General features: G+C 65.3%; 17 protein-coding genes. 6 read left to right on the forward strand and 11 right to left on the reverse strand.

Features of this window, described 5'->3' with window-relative positions; genetic code table 11:
• Nucleotides 1-35: 35 nt before the first annotated feature.
• From FOC40_RS04435 to FOC40_RS04445, 3 genes are all read left to right on the forward strand, one after another.
• Nucleotides 36-3,089, forward strand: a complete 3,054-nt coding sequence (locus FOC40_RS04435) for a type I restriction endonuclease subunit R (RefSeq protein ID WP_003794214.1) — start codon at nucleotides 36-38, stop codon at nucleotides 3,087-3,089.
• A gap of 149 nt (nucleotides 3,090-3,238) precedes the next feature.
• Nucleotides 3,239-4,513, forward strand: coding sequence for a helix-turn-helix domain-containing protein (locus tag FOC40_RS04440; RefSeq protein WP_039929219.1), 1,275 nt, complete (start codon nucleotides 3,239-3,241; stop codon nucleotides 4,511-4,513).
• Nucleotides 4,514-4,965: 452 nt separating this feature from the next.
• The gene (locus FOC40_RS04445; RefSeq protein ID WP_039929508.1) at nucleotides 4,966-5,280 is read left to right on the forward strand and encodes a TfoX/Sxy family protein; all 315 of its coding nucleotides are present in this window, start codon (nucleotides 4,966-4,968) and stop codon (nucleotides 5,278-5,280) included.
• Between the two features lie 97 nt (nucleotides 5,281-5,377).
• Here the strand turns inward: FOC40_RS04445 and FOC40_RS04450 are convergent, their stop codons facing one another.
• Together FOC40_RS04450 and FOC40_RS04455 are read right to left on the reverse strand one after the other, a co-directional pair.
• Nucleotides 5,378-5,905 (reverse strand): hypothetical protein, encoded by a 528-nt coding sequence (locus FOC40_RS04450; protein WP_003794204.1) that lies wholly within the window; start codon nucleotides 5,903-5,905, stop codon nucleotides 5,378-5,380.
• A gap of 154 nt (nucleotides 5,906-6,059) precedes the next feature.
• Nucleotides 6,060-6,611, reverse strand: a complete 552-nt coding sequence (locus FOC40_RS04455) for an NAD(P)H-dependent oxidoreductase (RefSeq protein WP_003794202.1) — start codon at nucleotides 6,609-6,611, stop codon at nucleotides 6,060-6,062.
• A 130-nt stretch (nucleotides 6,612-6,741) separates the two neighbouring features.
• On the opposite strand from FOC40_RS04455, the gene FOC40_RS04460 reads away from it, so the two are divergent.
• Complete coding sequence (locus tag FOC40_RS04460; RefSeq protein ID WP_003794200.1) at nucleotides 6,742-7,542, forward strand: sulfite exporter TauE/SafE family protein; 801 nt, start codon at nucleotides 6,742-6,744, stop codon at nucleotides 7,540-7,542.
• Nucleotides 7,543-7,611: 69 nt separating this feature from the next.
• Here the strand turns inward: FOC40_RS04460 and fumC are convergent, their stop codons facing one another.
• From fumC to FOC40_RS04490, 6 genes are all read right to left on the reverse strand, one after another.
• On the reverse strand, nucleotides 7,612-9,021 hold the full coding sequence (fumC, locus tag FOC40_RS04465) for a class II fumarate hydratase (protein ID WP_039929217.1): 1,410 nt from the start codon (nucleotides 9,019-9,021) through the stop codon (nucleotides 7,612-7,614).
• An 88-nt stretch (nucleotides 9,022-9,109) separates the two neighbouring features.
• Complete coding sequence (locus tag FOC40_RS04470) at nucleotides 9,110-10,447, reverse strand: MFS transporter (RefSeq protein WP_039929213.1); 1,338 nt, start codon at nucleotides 10,445-10,447, stop codon at nucleotides 9,110-9,112.
• A 72-nt stretch (nucleotides 10,448-10,519) separates the two neighbouring features.
• Nucleotides 10,520-11,053, reverse strand: a complete 534-nt coding sequence (locus FOC40_RS04475) for a dihydrofolate reductase (protein ID WP_003794194.1) — start codon at nucleotides 11,051-11,053, stop codon at nucleotides 10,520-10,522.
• Nucleotides 11,050-11,853 carry a thymidylate synthase gene (locus FOC40_RS04480; protein ID WP_003794192.1) on the reverse strand — a complete coding sequence of 268 codons (804 nt, stop codon included), beginning with the start codon at nucleotides 11,851-11,853 and terminating at the stop codon, nucleotides 11,050-11,052. Before FOC40_RS04480 ends, FOC40_RS04475 begins: the two co-directional genes overlap by 4 nt.
• Before the next feature lies 1 nt (nucleotide 11,854).
• The gene (locus tag FOC40_RS04485) at nucleotides 11,855-12,280 is read right to left on the reverse strand and encodes an OsmC family protein (protein WP_003794191.1); all 426 of its coding nucleotides are present in this window, start codon (nucleotides 12,278-12,280) and stop codon (nucleotides 11,855-11,857) included.
• A gap of 85 nt (nucleotides 12,281-12,365) precedes the next feature.
• Nucleotides 12,366-12,848 carry a DUF2505 domain-containing protein gene (locus FOC40_RS04490; RefSeq protein ID WP_196773363.1) on the reverse strand — a complete coding sequence of 161 codons (483 nt, stop codon included), beginning with the start codon at nucleotides 12,846-12,848 and terminating at the stop codon, nucleotides 12,366-12,368.
• A gap of 97 nt (nucleotides 12,849-12,945) precedes the next feature.
• On the opposite strand from FOC40_RS04490, the gene FOC40_RS04495 reads away from it, so the two are divergent.
• Nucleotides 12,946-14,406 (forward strand): sensor histidine kinase, encoded by a 1,461-nt coding sequence (locus tag FOC40_RS04495; protein ID WP_003789912.1) that lies wholly within the window; start codon nucleotides 12,946-12,948, stop codon nucleotides 14,404-14,406.
• Nucleotides 14,407-14,513: 107 nt separating this feature from the next.
• Here the strand turns inward: FOC40_RS04495 and FOC40_RS04500 are convergent, their stop codons facing one another.
• Complete coding sequence (locus tag FOC40_RS04500; protein ID WP_003794186.1) at nucleotides 14,514-14,765, reverse strand: WhiB family transcriptional regulator; 252 nt, start codon at nucleotides 14,763-14,765, stop codon at nucleotides 14,514-14,516.
• Nucleotides 14,766-14,917: 152 nt separating this feature from the next.
• Nucleotides 14,918-17,530 (reverse strand): FtsK/SpoIIIE domain-containing protein, encoded by a 2,613-nt coding sequence (locus FOC40_RS04505; protein WP_155844120.1) that lies wholly within the window; start codon nucleotides 17,528-17,530, stop codon nucleotides 14,918-14,920.
• Nucleotides 17,531-18,131: 601 nt separating this feature from the next.
• On the opposite strand from FOC40_RS04505, the gene ligA reads away from it, so the two are divergent.
• Complete coding sequence (gene ligA / locus FOC40_RS04510; RefSeq protein ID WP_003793731.1) at nucleotides 18,132-20,465, forward strand: NAD-dependent DNA ligase LigA; 2,334 nt, start codon at nucleotides 18,132-18,134, stop codon at nucleotides 20,463-20,465.
• A 17-nt stretch (nucleotides 20,466-20,482) separates the two neighbouring features.
• Here ligA and FOC40_RS04515 read toward each other — a convergent pair whose 3' ends face one another.
• Nucleotides 20,483-21,748: a phospholipase D-like domain-containing protein gene (locus FOC40_RS04515; protein ID WP_003793730.1), complete on the reverse strand. Its 1,266-nt coding sequence runs from the start codon at nucleotides 21,746-21,748 to the stop codon at nucleotides 20,483-20,485.
• Nucleotides 21,749-21,753 lie beyond the last annotated feature (5 nt).

Below are 21,753 nucleotides of genomic sequence, written 5' to 3' on the forward strand. Positions count from 1 at the left end.
CCTCGTGAAAGAGACCCGTAGAGAAAGGAACGCGAGTGTCCACCGACGCACCTCGCCCCCGCATCGAACCCGTCGTCGTCTCCGACGAATTCACGGTCGTTGGGCTCTATCACCCGACCCGTGACCAGGAGCAGGACTACCAGAGCGAAGCCGCCCTGGAGGACGACCTCATCAAGCAGCTGTGCGCCCAAGCCTACGAATATGTGGATATCCACGACCGCGATGGCCTGGAAGCGAACCTGCGCGTCCAGCTCGAGGCCCTCAATAACTACCGTTTCAGCGACCGGGAATGGAAAGACTTCTACCGGCATTCGATCGTCGACGTCCGCTCCTCCGATGGGAACCCCGTCGTCGCCAAAGCCCGCCGCATCCAGGAGGACCACGTGCAGGTCCTCACCCGCGACGACGGCACCACCAAGAACATCAGCCTTATCGACACGACCAACATTCACCGCAACAAGGTGCAGGTGATCCGCCAGTACGCCATCGACACGGGCGCGCGCTCCAACCGCTACGACGTCACCATCCTCGTCAACGGCCTGCCCCTCGTCCACATCGAACTTAAGCGACGTGGCGAAGAACTGCGCCAAGCCTTCAACCAGATCGACCGCTACCAGCGCGACTCCTTCCACGCCGGCGCCGGCGACGGACTCTTCGGCTACGTGCAGATCTTCGTCATCTCCAACGGTGCCCACACCAAGTACTACTCCAACACCGTGCGCCTCCAGCACATCACCGAAAACCAGGGCACGCGCCGGCAGGTGGCCGCCGCCAACGCGCGATCCTACGAATTCACCATGTGGTGGACCGACGCCGCCAACAATCAGATTCCGGACCTCACCGACTTCGCCGCCACATTCCTGGCCAAGCGCACCATCCTCTCCATCCTTACGCGCTACTGCGTGCTCAACACCCGCGGTGAACTCCTCGTGATGCGCCCCTACCAGATCGCGGCAACCGAAGCGATCCTCCAGCGCATTAAGACCTCCAGCATGAACAAGCAGACGGGCACCGTCGCCGCCGGCGGATACGTCTGGCACACGACCGGCTCCGGAAAGACCCTCACCTCCTTCAAGACCGCCAAGCTCGCTGCAGGCATGGAGGGGGTCGACAAGGTTCTCTTCGTCGTCGATCGCAAGGACCTCGACCATCAGACCATCCGCGAATATAACGCCTTCGCCGAGGGGACCGTCTCCGCCAACCAGTCCACGCGCCAGCTCGCCCAGCAAATCAACGATCCGTCCACGCCGATCATCGTCACCACCATCCAAAAGCTCGCGACCTTCGTCAAGAGCCACCGCGGGCACGCCATCTACTCCGGGCACGTCGTCCTCGTCTTCGACGAATGTCACCGCAGCCAGTTCGGCGACATGCACACCGACATCACGCGAGCCTTCCGTAACTACCACCTCTTCGGCTTCACCGGAACGCCCATCTTTGCGGACAATGCTTCCAGCTCCGGCAAAGCAAACCTACGGACGACCGAGCAGGCCTTCGGGGACCAGCTGCACTCCTACACGATCGTCGACGCCATCCGGGACAAGACCGTCTTGCCGTTCCGCGTCGACTACCTCAACTCGTTCCGCGTGCGAGACGGCATCGACAACCACGACGTCGAAGGCATCGATACCGACAGCGCCTACATGAACCCGCAGCGCATCTCGGCCGTGGTCTCCTACATCCTCGAACACTTCGACCAAAAGACGAAGCGGCACGCCTCCTTCCAGTACAAGGAACGGCGCGTCAACGGCTTCAACTCCCTGTTCGCCACCTCCTCCATCAAGGCTGCCCGTGCCTACTACCAGGAGTTCAAGCGCCAGCAGGCTGACCTGCCGGAGGCGCGCAGGCTCAGCGTCGGAATCATCTACTCATACGCGCCCAACGCCGAGGCACCGGGCACCGGTCTGCTCTCCGAAGAATCCATGGACCCCTCGGCCCTCTCCCAGGACGACCGTGCCTTCCTCGACGAGGCGATTGCCGACTACAACCAGCAGTTCGGTGCCAGCTTCGGCACCGATGCCTCGGGATTCGAGGGATACTACACGAGCCTCTCAACGGCTCTTGCCGAAAGACGTATCGACCTGGTGATCGTCGTCGACATGTTCCTCACCGGCTTCGACTCCAAGTCCCTCAACACCCTGTGGGTCGACAAGAACCTGCGCGCCCACGGCCTCATCCAGGCCTTCTCGCGCACCAACCGAATCCTCAACTCCGTCAAGACATTCGGAAACATCGTCTGCTTCCGCAACCTCGAAGAGGCCACGAACGACGCGATCGCCCTCTTCGGCAACAAAGAGGCGCGCGGTCAGGTACTCCTGCGCCCATACGGCGAGTACCTGTCCACCTACCTCGAGACCATCGAGCAGCTTCGCATCGGCTTCCCCCTGCCCATCGGATCGATCGCATCCGAAAAGGAACAGAAGCGCTTCATCGACCTCATGGGGCAGGTCCTGCGCCTGCGCAACATCCTCACGTCCTTCGACGACTTCGAGGGCGATGACACGATCGCCTCGCGCGAGCTCGAAGACTACAGGAGCGTCTACCTGGACCTCTATCACGAGGCGCGCGAGCGCTCGAAGGTGGAGAAGGAACCGATCGCGGATGAGCTCGTCTTCGAAATGGAGCTCGTCAAGCAGGTCGACATCAACGTCGACTACATCCTCATGCTCGTCGAGCATCATCGGGGCGAGCGTGGCGACGGCGACGACCGCGAAATCCCCGTCGAAATCACGCGCGCCCTCGCCGCTTCACCCGCCCTGCGCGGCAAACGTGACCTCATCGAAGAGTTCTACCGCCGAGTGTCCCTCAATGGGGATGTTCCCACAGAGTTCGAGTCCTTCATCGCTGCCAAGCGCGACAGCGAACTCGACGCAATCATTGAGGCCGAACGCCTCGGCGAGGGTGCGCGGGACTTCGCGTACGACTCCCTGCGCGAGGGCTACGTCCCCGACGAAGGGACCGGCCTGTCCTCGATCCTCCCGCCGGCCCGCCGCTTCGGTGGCGGTGGCAGCCGCGAAGCCATCCGCTCGCGCGTCCTTGACGCCCTGCGGACCTGGGTCGAACGATTCTCTGGACTCGGAGGACTGTGATGAAACGGCCCCGGCCTCGTGACGACGAGGTCGGGACCGCTACGCCAGTTGCCTTTCACTATTGGGTGCTGGCATTGAAAGGGACTCGTTCAAGTTCTGCTGCTTGACGAGTTCGATCCTCTACACGAATTATGACGATAAGGATCCATATGTTTACGCCTATTCACCGAGCACTGGGTCTTGAACCGGGGAATATTTCCATCATCCTGTTCAAACAAGCGGTCGAGCACAGCGTTGAAGAAACTAGTGACCTCGACTGGAAGCGGGTTGCTTATGATTCGCGAAAGCCGCGATGGGACGAAGAAGCCGCAAAAGACATCGCTGCCATGGCGAATAGCGGCGGCGGGTGGATTGTGTTTGGGGTTGAAGAAGACGGCGACAAGAACACCGCCTCTAAGATCGTCCCAATATCTTGGTCTGCCACCGACCAGCAGAGGATCCTGAGGGCGGCGTATGCGAAGATCGGACCTCCGGTAGTTGGACTCGAGTTCCATGAGGTGCCGTGTGGCAATGAAGGCGGCGGGAGTGTCGTCATGATGCGGGTTCCGGACTCTGCTGATGCTCCTCACTTTGCGAAAAAAGGCGACGATGCCTTTGTGGCGCCACGTCGTAATGGTCCCCACACCGTGTACATGAGTGATCGTGAGATCGAACGGGGTTTTCGCGAACGTTTCCAACACGCAGATGATCAGGAACGTCTCCTTCAAGATCGTTACGAGCGTGCCTGTGAGGCGCTACGCCCGGAAGACGGGGTATTTCTTGCCTTAGCTGCTGTTCCCCACGAGGCAGTTACTGGACGCGTGCCGACTACTGTAGATCTGATACATCAATACGCGAACGCGCCGATTGCTCCGGAACTCGTAAGTGGAACCAGAGTAGATAACTGGTGGAGTGGTGGGGAAGTAAAAAAGGGACTCCGTCAGTGGATCATCCGGGGATACCAAAGTTCTCGAGGGTACTTTCGTAAGTTCTTGCACGATGATGCAACGGTTGTCGGAGCATATCAACTGGGACTCCTGGTTACTGACCCGCGGTGGAGTGACCGTTACCCGGTGGGAATGACTAACCACTGTAGAGGCAATGAAGTCGAAACTGCAGTTACGGACTTCATTACTCTGTTGCGTAGCCATGCGAAAGAACGGCAGGCACACGGCGGTTTTAGGATCAGAGCGGGTCTTGTCGGTATTCAGAAAAAGCCGATCTACATTCACGGGATGAGCTTAGGTAATAGTCTGCTCGGCACTGAATACATGGAGCCCATTGTGAGGTTCCAGCCGATCACGATGGAACTCGATCCGCTCTTGACTATCGACGAGGTGCTGCCGATCATCAACGATTTGGCTTTGGATTTGATTAACCAAGGGGGTGTCCAGTATCTGCAGGTCATGGCGGAACCGAATGACCAGCAGTCTGAACCTGAGTGATTGACCCAGCCCCGGCCTCGTGATGGGAGGGATAGCGGACGGGTTTTGTGTTCCGTCCGATGGTCGGGAGTGTCGAAGCAGCTCCCGAAGACGGAATAACGGTCGTCGGCGTCGGATTCTATGCTCGAGGTCGTGTTCGTTGGGGCGTCTGTTTCTTTGGAATCGCTGGGGTTCTCACTAGCAGCACGTTCAACGGGACTGGTAAGAGTACGGGGCGTGACAGTGTCTCGCGAGCCCATCGCGTCGATGATCTCGCGTAGTCCCCAGGTGAGGCCCGCAGTGAGGAAATGAATGGGAAACCATACGGACACGAGCACCCGATTGGAATCGTCGCTGAGGAGCCCTGACGTCAGGCGACTACACTGAGGGGCACGGGCTACGACAGAAGACGCCGCGCAGTGTCGCGCAGGAAGGGGAAAGCATCGTGTTTGGCGGGAAAAATGGGGGAACAGATGTCGTCCAGTGAGGAGTATCGAGAGTATGTCCTCGAGCTGTTGTCCGGGTTAGAAGAAGTGTCGTATCGCAAGATGATGGGCGAATATGTTCTCTACTACCGGAGCAAGGTCGTGGGTGGCATATACGACGACCGGTTCCTGCTCAAGGTCACGCCCGCCTCCGAACGTCTTCTACCCGATGCCCCGCGCGCCATTCCCTACGAGGGAGCGAAGGAGATGCTCCTCGTCGAGGTGGAGGACCGCGAGGCGCTGCGCGACGTTGTCGACGCGATGTGGGAGGAAGTGCCCGCACCGAAGAAGAACAAGAAGTAGGCGTCTGGGCCCGGCCTCGTGAAAGCGAGGTCGGGGCCAGTTTGTGCCTTTTGTCTAGCGGCAGGGGAGCTGTAGAAGCCGCTCCCGAGACAACGGACTATTGCTTGTCGCTGTCGCTGTCTGCTTCGGTAGACCCGGTGGTCGCTGTCGGGGCGTCTGCAGCGTTGAAATCGCCCGGGTTCTCAGTTTCAGCCGGAGCGGCGGGGCTGGTAGGGGCGCTGGGCGTAGCAGTGTCTCGTGGGCTCAACCAGTAGACGAACTCGCGGAGTCCCCATGCGCACAAGGCGGCGACGAAGTGGTAGGGCAGCCACTGGGCCACGAGCCCCCAGCTGGGGCCGCTGAATATACCTCCGATCAGCCATCCCAAGAACCACAGGACCGCCACGTCAGAGGATACGGCCCCCACGATCGCGACAATCTTCCACGATCCGGCCTTCTCGAGGAACTTTCGGGTGATGGCTATCAACACCTGGAAGAAGGTGAAGAAGCCCAGGAAGCCAAAGAAGTAGATGAGCGCCAGGTCCATGGCGTACGAGAGCGGGAGCCCGACCAGGAACATCACGTGGAGTACCAGGTATCGGACAAAGAAGTTAACAATCCCTCGCGGGTCACGCGTATCTGTCATACCCCCATCCTAACGGAGCACTCAGATGCGAAGTTCGGCCTCTCGCACTCCCTGCGTCTCGGCGGCACAGCCTCACCTGCTCCCGGTCCCGGCCTCGTATTGGACGAGGCCAGGGCCGGGTTCGTCTCCCGCCTGATGGCAGGGGAGCAGAAGCTCAGAGGGAGGAGACGAACTCCGCGAGGTGCTTCGCGTGCTCGCGCGAACGCTCCACCATGTCGGCGTGCGCCGCCTCATCCGTGCGATTCGCGTACGACACCCCGTACAGGGGAAGGCTCCCCGCAAACTCGATGCCCGTCAGCGCACACGTCGCCTTCGCGGGCGTCAGCAAGTCGTTGAAATCGACGGAATCTGGCGCGTAGTAAGCCTGAGAAGCCCCCGTCGTTACCGACACGACCAGCTTCTTACCGCGCAGAGCCGTACCCGAAGACCCGTGGCTGAAACCGCGCACAAACACGTCCTCCATCCACTTCTGCAGCAGCGCTGGCCAGCCGTACCACCACAGCGGATACTGCAACACGATGACGTCCGCGGCGCGAAGCTTTTCCTGCTCCGCCTCAACGTCGAACGTGTACTCCGGATAGAGGTCATCGAGATGATCGATCTCGGCGCCAGGAAGCAGGACCGCAAGCTCCTCCAGGATCGTCTTATTCGCAACCGAATCATCGCCGGTGCGCGGGTGTCCCGACACAACCAGAACGTTGGACATCGCATTTCCTTTCGTTGATGCGAGGAGTCTACGCCCGCCCGTGGGCCCGTGAACAGGGCCGGGACTTCCATTTCGCGCGGGGTGAAGCCTTGTCTCAGAGCGCACAATAACCCAGTACTACAGTAAAAGCATGGCCAACGCGGACTCCCAGCCCCTCACCCTGAAGCGCATCCTCCTCGTCGCCCTGACAGGCGTAGGCGCTGGATTCCTCTCCGGACTCTTCGGGGTGGGAGGCGGCCTCGTCATCGTGCCCGCCCTGATGGCGGTCCTCGGCATGGACCAGCGCCGAGCCTCGGCCACGTCGCTCGCCGCCATCATCGTCACCGCCGCCGTCGGCTCGGGTAGCTACGCCCTGCACGGTGAGGTCTCCTGGGCCGGAGCCGCCCTCCTCGTGGTCGGCGCGCTCGCGGGTTCTCAGATAGGAGTGTGGCTCTTGCGCCGCCTCCCCGCGCCCGCCCTGCCCTGGATCCTCATTGGCTTCACTGTCTTCGTCATCGTCTCCCAATACCTGCACGTTCCCACGCGAGAGGGAAGCGTGTTGCTGACCCCGGCCTCGTGCGCCCTCATGATCTTGGTCGGCCTGTGCGCCGGCATCCTCTCCGGTCTGGTCGGCGTGGGCGGCGGATCCGTCATCGTGCCCGGCATGGAACTCGCCGTCGGCGCGGGAGACCTGATTGCGCGCGGCACGTCTCTCCTCGTCATGATCCCCACCGGCATCGCCGGCACCGTGACCAACCTGCGCCACCGCATGGTCGACCTGCGCGTCGGCCTCGTCGTCGGCGTATCCGCGGCAGCCGCGACCCCCGTCGGGCGCCTCGTGGCCACGTGGGTGTCCCCGAGCGTCGGCGCGATCCTCTTCAACGTCTTCCTGCTCTCCATCATCGCCTCGACGGTTCTGAAGATGCGTCGGAAAGCGCGCGCCCAGGACTGAACGAAACGGCCCCGGCCTCGAAAATGCGAGGTCGGGGCCGAAGCGTCAGCCGCTAGCGCGACGGGCGGATCACTCGTCGGCGGCGCTGGGGTGCGTCATGTCGGCGGGAACGACCCACGCGTCGAACTCCTCGGCCGTCAGGAAGCCCAGCTCGAGGGCGGACTCGCGCAGCGACAGGCCCTTGTGATGCGCGTTCTTCGCGATCTTCGAGGCCTTGTCGTAGCCGATGTGGCGGTTCAGGGCCGTCACCTGCATGAGGTTGATGTCCAGGTTGTGCTGGATCTTCTCGTAGTTCGGCTCGATGCCGTACGCGCAGTTCGTATCAAAGGACACGCAGGCGTCGCCCAGCAGGCGGATGGACTCCAGGACGTTCCACGCCATGACGGGCTTGAAAACGTTGAGCTGGAAGTTGCCCTGCGAGCCGGCGAAGCCGACCGTCGCGTCGTTGCCGAACACCTGGGTGGCGACCATGGTCATGGCCTCGCACTGCGTCGGATTCACCTTGCCCGGCATGATCGAGGAACCGGGCTCGTTCTCGGGGATGATCAGCTCGCCGATGCCGTTGCGCGGACCCGACGCGTACCAGCGCACGTCGTTCGCGATCTTCATGAGGGCGTCGGCCAGGACACGCAGCGCGCCCGAGACCAGCACCAGCGCGTCGTGCGCGCTCAGGGCGGCGAACAGGTTGTCGGCCTGCGTGAACTCGATGCCCGTCTCCTCGGAGATCTTCTTGGCGGTGAGCTCGCCGAACTTCGGGTGAGCGTTCAGGCCGGTGCCCACGGCGGTGCCGCCGATGGCCAGCTCGCGCGCACGGGTGTCGGCGTACTCGATACCATCGAGGGCGAAGTCGATCTGAGCAACCCAGCCGGAGATGACCTGGCCCAGGCGGATCGGGGTGGCGTCCTGCAGGTGGGTGCGGCCCACCATGATGACGTCTTCGAACTCCTTGGCCTTCTTGTCCAGGGTGTCACGCAGCTGACGCACGCGCGGGTACATGTCGTGCAGCTCAGAGACGACCGCGATGTGCATGGCGGTGGGGAACGTGTCGTTTGAGGACTGGCCACGGTTCACGTGATCGTTGGGGTGGACAGGGGCCTTGGTGCCCATGGTGCCGCCCGCGATCTCGATGGCGCGGTTGGAGATGACCTCGTTGGCATTCATGTTCGACTGCGTGCCCGAACCGGTCTGGAAGACGACGAGGGGGAAGTTGTCGTCGAGCTTGCCGGAGATGACCTCGTCGCCGGCCTGCGCGATGTAGTTCGCGATGTCGGCGGGCAGTTCGCCCAGCTCGGCGTTGGCCAGGGCCGCGGCCTTCTTCAGGATGCCGAGGGCGCGCACCATCGGGCGGCCCCACACGAAGGTGTTGCGTCCAATGTCGAAGTTGTGCAGCGAACGCTCGGTCTGAGCGCCCCAGTAGCGGTTCGCGGGGACCTCAACGGCTCCCATCGAGTCGGTTTCGGTACGGGTTTCTTGTGCCACAGGTGGCTCCTTCGCGTAGGGCTTACGTACCCCTCTAGGATAGCGCCGCCCGCGCGTTGAGGCGTGGGGCACTCGTCCTAGTCGCGTCCTAGTCCAGGGGCCGAGCCGCGCTCTTTGCTCGGTGCAGCAGCCACCAGGCGCAGGCACACGACAGGGCGACGAGCGAGAGCGCCAGCAGGAAAGGCGACAGCGGCATCCAGCCGTACAGGGCCGTGGCGCTCACGGGCGCAACGATCCACGTGATCGCGCCGGTCGCGTTGATGACGCCGGCGATACCGCCCTGCTCGCGCGCGCTCACTGCCAGGGACGCGCCCGCCGAGTAGCCGGGGGAGGCCATGCCCGAGGCGACACCCATCGCGAACGTCGAGACTGCCAGCGCCCACAGCGACGGCGCGATCGTCAGGCATGCGAGGGCAACGAGGGCGAGCGTCATGCCCGTGCGCAGCAGCGTGCGCGGGCTCCACCCCAGGCGCGGAACGACGATCAGCTGCATCAGCATGGCTCCGGCGGCGTTGGCCAGCAGCATGAGGGCGGTCACGGAAACGGCGGGTGCGGGCTCGAGCCCGCCGCGGTCCTGGACGAGGAAGCCCATCGTTATCTGAACGACGCCGTTCGCAAAGTAGATGCCGAACACCGAAGCGATCCACGGGGCGATGCGCCGGTCGGTCCACCGCACGCGCGGGGGCAGTGCGGCGGTGTCCGTCGCCTCGCTCGCGCTCTCCTGCTCCGTCCGTTGTGTCGACGAGGCCGGGGCCGCTTTCTCGGGGGTCGTATCCTCAGCGCTCAGGCGGGGTAGGCGCCGACTGGGGCGCGCGGAGCCTCCGTCGCGAGGCAGGCAGATGAGTGCGATGGCCAGGGCGATGAGGACGAAGATCGGGGTGGCGTGCACGGGGCCAAAAATCCACCAGGCACCGAGCGCCGAGGAGACGAGGGAGCCGATCATGACGGACAGGTTGATCGCGCCGGAGAACGCGGACGTGCCGCGTACGCGCGAGGCCTCGTCGGGGGTCACCTCGGCGACGAGGGCCTGGCCCGTCGGCGGGATCGCCGCGACGGCCGCACCGAAGAAGGGGCCGCGCGCCGCCATAATGGCGCCAGCAGCGAGGAAAACACCGACGTAACCGGCCGCGCGCGCCCACACGGCCGCCGAAAAAAGCGTGCCCGCCGTGAGCGCCAAGAACAGCGCCAACAGGATGACGCGCCTGCGTCCCCAGGCGATCGAACGGCGCCCCCAGAACTGGCTGAGCGCCGTCACCGCGGCGGCCGCCAAGGACACGGCAGCGCCCACGATCCACTCGGGCAGATCAAGGGCACGCGACAGCGGAGCGATCGACACGTTGAGCATGTTCTGCGCCGTGTACGTAAACAGCGCGATCGCCACGAGCGCGCGCAGCGTCGGATTCGTCAGCAAAGGTGATGAGGGCACAGTGCATCCTACGACGAAGGCCCCGCGCGATGCGCGGGGCCTTGCTGGACAGGTATCGAAACGGGGAAACGCTTAGCGCTGCACCCAGGTGCTCACCTTCCAGCGAGCATCGCCGGAGCGCTCACGCCACTCGGCGTCGCTGCGCTCCTCGTCCCTGCGCCACAGCGCCGGATCCAGCGCAGGCGCGTGCACGAAGGTCGAGCCCTCGGGAGCGCTCGCGGCCACGTCCAGCTCCAGGTCGGTCACCACCGCCTCGTCCAGGAGAGGAAGGGTCTCGGCGTAGAGCTGAGCCCCGCCCGTGATCCAGATGTAGGGAGCGTCCGTGCGCGCCGTTTCCTCGCGTGCGATCCGAAGCGCCTCATCGACGGAGGAGACAACGAGAGCGCCCTCGGCCTCGTACCCGGGCCTGCGGGTGATGACGATGTTCGTGCGGCCCGGCAGAGCGCGCCCGAGAGCCTCCCACGAGCGGCGGCCCATGATGATCGGGCAGCCCATCGTGGACTCCTTGAAGTGCCGGAAATCAGCGGGAACATGCCAAGACATGGCCGTGCCCGTCCCAATGATCCCGTTGCAATCCTGCGCCCAAATCGCTCCCAGTTTTGTCATACCGCGACCGGAGCCTTGATCGTGGGGTGATGCCGGTAGTCCGTCACCGAAATATCATCGAAGGAGTACTCGAACATCGAAGGAGCCTTCGCGAGCTCCAGGCGCGGGAACGGGTACGGCTCGCGGCTCAGCTGCTCGGTCACCTGCTCCGTGTGGTTGGAGTAGATGTGGCAGTCCCCGCCCGTCCAAATGAAGTCGCCGACCTCCAGGCCCGCCTGCTGGGCGAACATGTGAGTGAGCAGCGAATAGGACGCGATGTTGAAGGGCACGCCCAAGAACATGTCCGCGCTGCGCTGGTAGAGCTGCAGCGACAGGCGGCCGTCGGCCACGTACAGCTGGAAGAACGCGTGGCAGGGCTCGAGCGCCATCTGCGGCAGGTCGCCGACGTTCCACGCGGACACCACCATGCGGCGCGAATCCGGGTTCGTCTTCAGCGTCTCGAGCACCTGAGAGATCTGATCGATGTGGCGACCGTCCCCGGCGTTCCACGAACGCCACTGGACGCCGTACACCGGGCCCAGCTCGCCGTCCTCGTCCGCCCACTCGTTCCAGATGCGGATCCCGTTGTCCTGGAGCCAGGACACGTTCGACGAACCCGACAGGAACCACAGGAGTTCGCCGACCACCGACTTGAGGTGCACGCGCTTTGTCGTGATCAGCGGGAAGCCCTTCGACAGGTCGTAGCGCAGCTGCGCCCCAAACAGGGAACGCGTGCCCGTGCCGGTGCGGTCACCCTTGGGGGTGCCCTCACGCATAATGCGCGCCAGCAGGTCCTCGTACTGGCGGTCGACGACGCTCAAGTCAGTTGATCCGCTCGTTCGTCCATGTGTGCGAGGCCGACAGCGCCTGGTCGACGACCGAGTGCTCGATCGTGCAGTTGCGCTTGATCGCGGCATCGGCGCGACGCTTCAGATCCTCGATCTCTTCCTCAGACAGTGCGGACATGTCCTGGACCAGCTCGACGTCCACGTGCGTGAAGCGGTCGTTGTCCTGGTCGTAGTCGGCGGAGACACCGACGAACTGCTCGAAATCGTCGCCCAGGCGGGCGGCCATGCGCGCGTCTGAACTCATCGCGTTGCAGCCCGCGAGCGCGAGCTTGAGCAGGTCGCCGGGGGAGAAGAGGCCGGGGCCGTGACCGATGCGGATCTCGGCGCCGTCCTGGTTGCGGGCGACGTACTGACGCACGCCCGTACGCTGCATGTACAGAGACTTAGGTGTATCACTCATGGGACCTATTGTGGCGCGAAAAGACCCCACCCGCCCGAAATGCAACGCCGGGCGGGCGGGTTTCCTCTCAGAGCGTAGCGAAGGTTCAGCGATGCTCCTCCAGCCACTGCGTGGCCAGCGCCTGCTCGCGCTCCACGACGCGGCCCAGGTGAGCCACCGCCTCCTTCTCGATGCGCCCGCCCAGTAGCGGCACTCGCACCGACACGTTGCCGGTCACCACGCGAACGCAACCCTCCTCGGTGCCCGCCAGCGTGGACGTGGCCTCGACGGACACCGGGGCGCCGTCCACGGTCACTGACGTGCGCGAGGAGGCCCCGGCCTCGTTCGTCGTCCACTCCTCGGTGAAAGCGATGCGCAGATCGGACTTGACAAAGCGTGCGGCCGCCGCCGGAATAAGCTCCGGGCGCACGGTGCCGGCGAATGACACGCGCTGGCCCTCCACCGACACGGTGGAGGAACCCTCCACGACAAACTGGCCGAAGCGTCGCTCCAGGTAGGAGGGGGTCAGGTACATGGTGACGACCTCGTCGACCGTACCGGGATACGACATGGACTGTGTGAATTGCATGGTTCTCCTGACGAAAGAAGCGGCGCCGAAGCGTGTCCCGGCGCTCATTTACAACTAAGGTCCGTCCTCGCGGCCCTTCTCCCTTTAGAGTAGATGCATGCGTAGTCTCATGCAGTTAGCTGAAGAAGCCTCTTCGACGCCGTTGTCGGAGCAGGACATCGATTGGCTGCACCTCCTCCTCGCGGACTGGCAGGTGCTCGCCGACCTGGCGGCCGCCGACCTGGTTCTGTGGCTGCCCGCCGACGATGGACGCTTCATCGCGGCCGCGCACTGCCGTCCCGCGACCTCGACGACCGTCCACGTGGACGACATCATCGGCCTCCACCTGCCCGCCGCCCGCGAAATCGACCTGCGGCGCGCCCTGCAGACCGGGCAGGTCGTGCGCTCGCCCGCCGCCCGCTGGGCCGGCACCTACTCGATGATGGAAACCTGCGTGCCCGTGTGCCACGACGGGCGCATCATCGCCGTCGTCACGCGCGAGGCTAACCTCTCGAGTCCGCGTCTATCCCTCGGCTTCGAGGGGTGGACCGTTGCGGCGGCCGACACCCTGTGCCAGATGATGGCGCGCGGCGAATACCCCTACGACTCCACCCCGCAGGTTACCTCCCACGGTGTCCCGCGAGTTCTCGACGGCGCCGTTCTACTGGATGCGGAGGGCCGCGTCCAGCACGCGACCCCCAACGCCGTGTCGTGCCTACGCCGCCTCGGCATTCGCACGCACGTGACCGGAAAGGTTCTCGCTCAGGAGATCACCGAGGTTATCGGCGACGGTACCCTCATCGAGGAATCCATGGCGGTCGTCGTCATGGGCCGTGCCTCCTGGCGCGTTGAGATCGCCGCGCGTGCCTCGACCGTCAGCATGCGTGCGCTGCCCCTCGTGAACGGGCGTAAGCGCCTGGGCGCCGTCATCCTGACGCGCGACGTCTCCGAGGTCCACCGTCACGAGCAGGAACTCATGACTAAGGACGCGACGATCCGTGAGATCCACCACCGCGTCAAGAACAACCTGCAGACCGTGTCCGCGCTTCTGCGCCTTCAGTCGCGTCGCTCCTCCGAGGAAGCGGTCAAGGTGGCTCTTGCGGAGGCCGAGCGCCGCGTGCAGGCCATCGCGACCGTGCACGCCGCCCTGTCGCAGAACGTCGATGAGTCGGTTGACTTCGACGAGGTTGCGCGCACGATCGTGCGCATGGCCGGTGCGATCGCGTCCACGGACCACGCCGTCGAGGTCATCACGACCGGCAGCTTCGGCACGATTCAGGCCGATCAGGCTCAGGCCCTGGCGACCGTCCTCAATGAGCTGGTCGCTAACTCGGTCGAGCATGGCCTCGCGGACCGTGATGGCCTTATCGAGGTGCGCGCCGAGCGCGAGGGAACGTCCATGACCGTGACCGTCGCAGACGATGGCGTGGGCTTCGTGCCGGGCACGCCCATGAGTGGCCTCGGCACGCAGATCGTGCATCAGATGGTGCGCGGCGAGCTCAAGGGCTCGATCGAGTGGGCGCCGCGTGAGGGTGGCGGCACGCTCGTCACGCTCCACGCCAACCTGGACCCCGCCTGATCGGGGATCCGCCCAGACGGTGTGAATGATCAACGAACGAGGCCGGGGACCCATTGTGGATCCTCGGCCTTGATCGTCTGTGCGGCACGTGCGGGCACTGTGGCTTGTTAGCAGCCTGCGTGGCGTGCGCGCGCGGCGCGGCGCTTGAGGGAGCGGCGTTCTTCTTCGCTCATACCGCCCCACACGCCGGAGTCCTGATTGTTGTCGATGGCCCACTGCAGGCACACGCCCACGACCTCGCACTCGCGGCACACGGCCTTGGCCTCGGCGACCTGCCTAATAGCCGGACCCGTGTTCCCGATGGGGAAGAAAAGTTCCGGGTCTACGGTCAGGCATGCTGCCTTACTGCGCCAATCCATGATCTGTCTTTCGCTCCTCGTGTCCTGTGCGCCTGGTTCTCTTATGCTCTCTATAAGTGTCCGCTAGGTCATCTTAGTCGTGCAAGGTCGTGTCAACAGTGAAATGGAGATGTCACTATGTGTCTGCTCACGACCGGCCAATAAGGTGGGACTTAGGTGTTAACTGACCTTGCGGTCAGTTGGGCAGTGCTGACGGTATCACCCTCGCTGATCAGTCCGCAGGTCATGTCCCATCGTCGTGCAGTCAGGGCGAGCGGGGGCGTGTGGCTGTGTTGAATTAATGCGCGAGTAACGTTGTGTGTGGGGTTGAGCGCGAGGACCCTGTGCTCGTCCCATCTGGTGATACGAGTCCACGCTTCTTCGGGAATTACGTCAGAGATCTTTGGTGTTTCCCAACCGAGGTGGGCGTGGATGGCCTCGATGACCCGTGCATCGTCCCTGCGTCCGATGATGATCCACGGCAGTGCGTGTTCCCAGGCGGGGGCGCTGTAGGTGGGGCCGATCAGGATGGGAGAGCGGGTATTTCTGACCAGCGCTGTGACCTGCGAGGGGGAGGGGATGCGCCAGTCGTTCCCGTCAGCCGGGCGGTGGTGTTGCAGGTGAATGCCCCGCCTGGGGATGGTGGCGAGGCAAGGTCTCTCTCCCGGTCGCACGACGAGTGCCTGCCCCTCACCGAGAGCTCGCAGCTCTCCGGGCGCGATCCCGGCGTGGACGGCCTCGTCCGCGTCCCGGGCACGCACGATGCGCGTCGAGAACGCTCCCATTGCCGCGCTCGACGGGGTGAATCTGCCCGCGAAGGCGGCGACGATGACGACGCCAGCGCGCCTGGCCTTGGCCAGGAGCGAGGTCAACAGCGCCTCCGCCTGGGGAGCAGCGAGTGCCTGCGACAGATACGAGCGCAGCTGCGGGGTATCCGTGAGCGCGAGGACCGTGGGCCCGTGGTCGCAGATGCCTTCCAGCAGGTCGATGGCGCTGGGTGCGTCCGCAGGCAGCTGGGAGGCCACGCCTCCCACCGCGTCCTCGCCAATCACGTGGAGAGGGCGGCGGGTACCGTGTGCGATTCGGGTTGCGAGGGACAGCGCCCATTGCGCGGAGAGATGCGCTTCGTGCGCGCTGGTCTGAATCTGTATGCTTCCCCCGTCCCAGACGATGGGGACGTGATGCTCGATTCCTTCCGCGAGGCCGAGAGACACGGCGGTGCCGCCTGGGAGTCCGTCGTGGGCCGCGTTCCCCTCCGGGGTGTGATCGACAGAGCGTTGTGCGGCGTCGTCGACATCCTCCCAGTTCAGTGCCTCGGGTAGGGGCGGCGCCCACAGGGGTTCGGTGGTCGTACGAGGCCACGTGGCGTTGCAGCGCTCGACCACTGACGCGATGTCGGCGAGGTAGGTCAGCTGGATCGTACCCACGTCCGACAGGACCGCGCGACCGGGGATACGCGGCAGTGAGGCGGCGCGTCCGTCCCCGATGATGTCGGTGGAGTCCGAGGCGCTGACGCAGCGCAGGCACAGCCGAATGTCCATGTTTGCGCGCATCTGTGCGCTCACTGCGCCCGAGGGGCGTTGGGTGGCCGCGATGAGATGCAAGCCGAGGCTGCGTCCTTGCGCGGCGAGGCGGAGCAAGACCTCCATCGAATCGGGGTGGGCCTGGGCGAGAACGCGGAACTCGTCGATCGCGACGATGAGACGTGGCGGGGGAGCGCTCACGCTGACGGGATCCTCCTCGTGAGCGCTCTCCCACGCGGCGAGGTCGGGGAAACCAAGTGCCCTGAGGGATTCCTCGCGTCGCTGGAGGATCGACGCGATTCCCTCCAGCGCTCGGGTCGTGGCGCCGGCGTCGAGGTCGGTGAGGAGCGCCTGTGTGTGAGGCAACGCCTCGAGGCGGGCGAAGGTTGCCCCGCCCTTGTAGTCGATGAGGATGAAGCGGACCTGTTCGGGGCTGTAGCAGTGCGCGATCGCGGCAAGCCAACCGAGGAGCGCCTCTGATTTACCCGATCCGGTGCACCCGGCGACGAGCGCGTGCGGCCCATCGGCGACCAGGTCCAGGTCGATGGGACCCTCCGCTCCCAGGCCGATCCGCACGCTCAGACCGCCCCCGTGCCCCCTCGCCGAGGACGGATCCCAGTCGAGCCGCGCGGGCAGGCTGTCCTGCGCGTCTGCCCGGGTGACGGTCCACCACCAGTGCGAGCTCACGGGTGCATCATCGGTGACGCACACCTGCGCGCACCACGCCGGAAGGAGTGACAACGACGGGGAGTATCCGACATGGAGTGTTGGTCGGGCGGCGTCGCGCGTGCAGTGCGGGCAGGAGTCGCGGTCGCTGACGTGGATATCCACGCCAGCGTTCCCAATGAGCACGGGAGCGGCGCTGTTCCACCACACGCGCGCCCCACCGAGTTGAGCGGCGATCTGGCCGGCGCACCACAGCGCGCACTGGGACGCGTGGGCGCCGACGATGCCGATCGCCTCGCACTCACCCGGCTCTCTCGCGTCAGCGGACGCCGCCAGCCGCACGCGCCGTCCCACGCGCGTGGGACGCCCCGGCCACACGGCGGCCCGCGCAGAGCGTGGGGGAGCGGACGAGGCCTGAAGCCCAGCGAGGACCAGGGACAGTGCCCCTCCATCCCAGCCCAGGCGACGCCGGCGTGCCCGCCACACGAGGACGACCGCAGCTACGATCCCTACCAGCACGACGCCCGCGCAGGCCGGCACGAGCACCGAACGTAACGAAACGGATGAGTGCAGCCTCCACAGCAGAAAACCTCCCATGACAAGCACAGAGATCAACGGAGCGCCCCGCAGGAGAGAGGATCCCGTGATCGACCCTCGGCCTCGTTCGGAAGGTGCGGGCCACACCAAACAACGAGGCCGTCCCCGCACCTCGAAGATGTCCTCCTCCAGACGGATGCGGGTCCCCACAGGGAGAGGACGGGCGTCCCGATGGCGGCGCCATAAGGGAAGCCGAGCACGCACACGCACGGGGGAAGCACCGGGCGACACGCGCAGGACTGCTCGGCCGTCCCGCGTCGAGAATCGGAGGTGCTCTCGAGCAACGGACGCGCACGTCAGCGGCACGTCCCCCGCTCGCCCGACCGTGCCGGGGGCGAGCACGACGCCGACGTCCGGGCCAGCGACGCAGGCCAGGTGAACGTCGGCTCGCAAGGCTGATCGGGCGAGGCAACCGGAATCCTTCATGCCCCAACGATCCCGCCGCGCTCGCGGCCGATCAAGCGGCGACAGAAGCCCTGTGGATAACCCGAGGCACTCGCGTGCCCCTGTGGATAACCACCCCGCAGACCCGTGTGGCTATGACCACCTCCGCCGCCCAAGCGCCCCGCCCGCCGGTCGGCCAGCCTCGTCAAATGCAAGAATGGACCCCATGGCTGACTCCACGTTCGAGACGACCCGCGACCGCTACAACGACCTCGTTGACCGCATCAACGATGCCCGCGCAGCCTACTACGACCGTGATTCGCCGACCCTCGCGGACGCGGATTACGACCGCATGTACCGCGAGGTCGAACAGATCGAGGAGCGCTACCCGCAGCTGCGCAGCGCCGACTCGCCCACGATGAGCGTGGGCGGCAGCGTCGACTCCGGGTTCTCCGAGGTGCGCCACCTCGCTCAGATGATGTCCCTCGACGACGTGTTTTCCCTCGAGGAGCTCGCCGCCTGGGAGACCCGCATGGCCGAGGCCACCGGCATCTCCGACCTCGAGATGACGACCGAGGTCAAGGTCGACGGCCTGTCCATCAACCTCCTGTACGAGAACGGTCGCCTCGTGCGCGCCGCGACCCGAGGCGACGGCTACGTCGGCGAGGACGTGACCGCTAACGCGCGAACCATTGCCTCGATCCCGCAGACCCTGACGGGCACCGTCCCCGCCCGCATCGAGGTGCGCGGCGAGGTCTACTTCCCGGTCGCCGACTTCGCCGCCTTCAACGAGGCCCGCGTCGAGGCCGGAGAAAAGACCTTCGTCAACGCTCGCAATGCGGCCTCCGGCTCCCTTCGCCAAAAGGACCCGACCGAGACCGCCAAGCGCCCCCTCTCGATGGTCGCCCACGGCATCGGCTTCGTCGAGGTAGGGGAGGACTTCACCGAGCCGACCACCCAGATGGGCTGGTACGAGCAGCTGCGCGACTGGGGCCTGCCCGTCTCGCCCTACACTCGCATGCTCACGGGCCGGAAGGCCATCGAAGAGCGTATTGCTGAGCTTGGAGAAAAGCGCCATGATCTTGAACACGAGATCGACGGCGTCGTCGTCAAGATCAACGACCTGGACCTCCAGCGTTCCCTCGGCTCGACCTCGCGCACCCCGCGCTGGGCGGCGGCCTATAAGTTCCCGCCCGAAGAGGTCCACACGCGCTTGCTCGACATCCGCGTCCAGGTGGGCCGCACCGGCCGCGTGACCCCGTACGGCGTCATGGAATCCGTGCTGGTCGCGGGCTCGAACGTTGCGCGCGCGACCCTGCACAACGCCCAGGAAGTCGCCCGCAAGGGGGTACTCATCGGCGACCTCGTCGTCCTGCGCAAGGCCGGCGACGTCATCCCCGAGATCGTCGCCCCCGTCGAGGACGCGCGTAACGGCTCCGAGCGCCCCTTCGTGATGCCCAAGCAGTGCCCCTCCTGCGGGACGACGCTCGTCCAGGAGAAGGAAGGCGACGTCGACCTGCGCTGCCCGAACAAGGGTTTGTGCCCCGCGCAGATCACCGAGCGCCTCGCCCACGTCGGCGCACGCTCCGCGCTGGACGTGGAGGGCCTCGGCGACGAGTCTGCGCTCGCCATGACCCAGCCCGAAAACGACCGCGACGAGGTGGCCGCCGCCCTGGTCGCCGGACACAGCGTCACGCTGGAGGACGGCACCGTCCTCACCCTTGAGGGCGGCCGCGAGCTGCCCCACGGCGAGCAGATCACCCGCGCCGAGGAACTCCTGCCCGCCCCGCAGGCACCCGCCCTGCGCACGGAGGCCGCGCTCTTCGACCTGCGCGCCGAGGACCTGCGCGACGTCATGGTGTGGAAGCCCGTCAAGAAGAAGGGCGAGGAAACCGGGGACTGGAAGCAGGTCCGCTACTTCTGGACCAAGGCCTACAAGCCCCGCAAGCTGCGCGGACAGACCGTCTTTGAGCCCATCGAGCCCAGCGCCTCCAAGGGCACCGAGAAGATGCTCGCCGAGCTGGAGAAGGCCAAGAGCCAGCCCCTCGCGCGCGTCCTCGTCGCCCTGTCCATCCGCCACGTCGGCCCCACGGCGGCCCGCGCGCTCGCAGAGAAGTTTCTATCGATGGACGCCCTGCGCGCCGCCTCGGTCGAGGAGCTCTCCGCCGTCGAAGGCGTGGGCGAAGAAATCGGCCGATCCCTGCGCGACTGGTTCACGGTCGACTGGCACCTGGAGGTGCTTCAGGCGTGGGCGCGCGCGGGCGTGCGCATGGCTGACGAGGCGCCCGAGCCGACTTCTGACGTGCTCGCGGGCCTCACCATCGTCGTCTCGGGCGCGATGCCCGGATATGACCGCGAGGGCGCCAAGGAGGCAATCACCTCGCGCGGCGGAAAAGCGGCGGGCTCGGTCTCGAAGAAGACCTCGCTCGTGGTCGCGGGCCCTGGCGCGGGTTCCAAGGAAAAGAAAGCCAAAGAGCTGGGCGTCCCGGTCATCACCGAGCAGCAGTTCGCCGACCTCCTCGAGGGAGGGCTGCCGGCCGTCGGCCTGTAACGAGGCCGGGGCGGGGCCTAGACGAAGGGCTCGAAGGGGCCCAGCAGCACCTCGCCGACGCGGGTGAGGGTCGAGCGCTTCTCCCACTCGTCGATCGTCAGGCGGCTGGCCGTCGTCAGGTCGTTCGCGAAAATCTCCTCCATGCGCGCAGCCAGCGGGCGGGAGAAGAACTGCAGGCAGACCTCGTAGTTGCCGCGCATCGACAGGCGGTCGATGTTCGCCGTGCCGATCGTTGACCAGCGCCCGTCCACCGTCATCGTCTTGGAGTGGACCATCGCGTGACGGTACAGCCAGATCTCCACGCCCTCGCGCAGCAGCTCGCCGTAGTAGGGGCGCGCCACCCAGTCCGCCAGGATGTGGTTGGAATACTCCGGGATCAGCACCTGGACGCGCACGCCACGGCGGGCGGCGGCGATCAGGGAGCCGAGGACCTCGCGGTCGGGGATGAAGTACGCCGTCGTAATGAGCACGCGGTCGGTCGCGCGCTCGATCGCGTCGATGTACATGCCGCGGATCGGGTAGAGGAGGTAGTGCGGCAGGTTGAACTGCGCGGTCACGTCGGCGCTCCATGCGCGCGCACCCTGATCCGGGAGTTCCGGGCAGGTCTTGGGGCGGAAATGGTTCCAGAAGTCCACGAAGCCGTTTTCCAGTTCCCACACGGCCTCGCCCGTGATGCGCACGTGGGTGTCTCGCCACTCGTTCGCGAACGGGTCACCGATGTTGTAGCCGCCCACGAAGCCGACCTCGCCGTCGACCACGAGGATCTTGCGGTGATCCTGGCCCGTGCGACGAATGTTCAGGGTGAAGAAGCCCGAGCGCAGCATCGGGAACTTGCGCACGTGCAGATTCGGCATCACGGGGAACTTGTAGAAGCGCGGATCCTGGTTGAGGACGCCGAAGCCGTCCCACACGCAGAACACCTTGACGCCGCGCTTGGCTGCGTCGATCAGTGCCGTCTTAAAGCGCTGGCCCCAGCGGTCCGAGCGCCAAATGAAGGTCTCGAAATAAATGTGATGCGTTGCCCCTTCGACGGCCTCCAACATGTCCGCGTACAGGGAGGTTCCCTCCGTGTACGTGCGCGCCACGGTGTCGCCGATCTGCGTGTCGGCGGGAGGCAGGGTGGGGAAACCGTGCACGCCACCGGGGATACGGGCGGTGCGCATGCGGTCGATCGCGTGAACGGTCACGACTGCGGCCGCCTGGGCGGCGAGCAGCGCGATTCCCGCTTTTTTGACGATCGACCACGTCTGCCTGGTGAGTTGGCGTCGCTGTGAAAAGGCCATACGGG

Origin of the sequence: Schaalia odontolytica, assembly GCF_009730335.1 — a bacterium.
Taxonomy (GTDB): Bacteria; Actinomycetota; Actinomycetes; order Actinomycetales; family Actinomycetaceae; genus Pauljensenia; species Pauljensenia dentiphila.

Coding starts and splice junctions, on each gene's coding strand:
- FOC40_RS04450 (WP_003794204.1), bottom strand. CDS start 5,905: ATGACAGATACGCGTGACCCGCGAGGGATTGTTAACTTCTTTGTCCGA.
- ligA (WP_003793731.1), top strand. CDS start 18,132: ATGGACCCCATGGCTGACTCCACGTTCGAGACGACCCGCGACCGCTAC.
- FOC40_RS04515 (WP_003793730.1), bottom strand. CDS start 21,748: ATGGCCTTTTCACAGCGACGCCAACTCACCAGGCAGACGTGGTCGATC.
- FOC40_RS04440 (WP_039929219.1), top strand. CDS start 3,239: ATGTTTACGCCTATTCACCGAGCACTGGGTCTTGAACCGGGGAATATT.
- FOC40_RS04495 (WP_003789912.1), top strand. CDS start 12,946: ATGCGTAGTCTCATGCAGTTAGCTGAAGAAGCCTCTTCGACGCCGTTG.
- FOC40_RS04505 (WP_155844120.1), bottom strand. CDS start 17,530: ATGGGAGGTTTTCTGCTGTGGAGGCTGCACTCATCCGTTTCGTTACGT.
- FOC40_RS04445 (WP_039929508.1), top strand. CDS start 4,966: ATGTCGTCCAGTGAGGAGTATCGAGAGTATGTCCTCGAGCTGTTGTCC.
- FOC40_RS04500 (WP_003794186.1), bottom strand. CDS start 14,765: ATGGATTGGCGCAGTAAGGCAGCATGCCTGACCGTAGACCCGGAACTT.
- FOC40_RS04490 (WP_196773363.1), bottom strand. CDS start 12,848: ATGCAATTCACACAGTCCATGTCGTATCCCGGTACGGTCGACGAGGTC.
- FOC40_RS04455 (WP_003794202.1), bottom strand. CDS start 6,611: ATGTCCAACGTTCTGGTTGTGTCGGGACACCCGCGCACCGGCGATGAT.
- FOC40_RS04485 (WP_003794191.1), bottom strand. CDS start 12,280: ATGAGTGATACACCTAAGTCTCTGTACATGCAGCGTACGGGCGTGCGT.
- FOC40_RS04460 (WP_003794200.1), top strand. CDS start 6,742: ATGGCCAACGCGGACTCCCAGCCCCTCACCCTGAAGCGCATCCTCCTC.
- FOC40_RS04475 (WP_003794194.1), bottom strand. CDS start 11,053: ATGACAAAACTGGGAGCGATTTGGGCGCAGGATTGCAACGGGATCATT.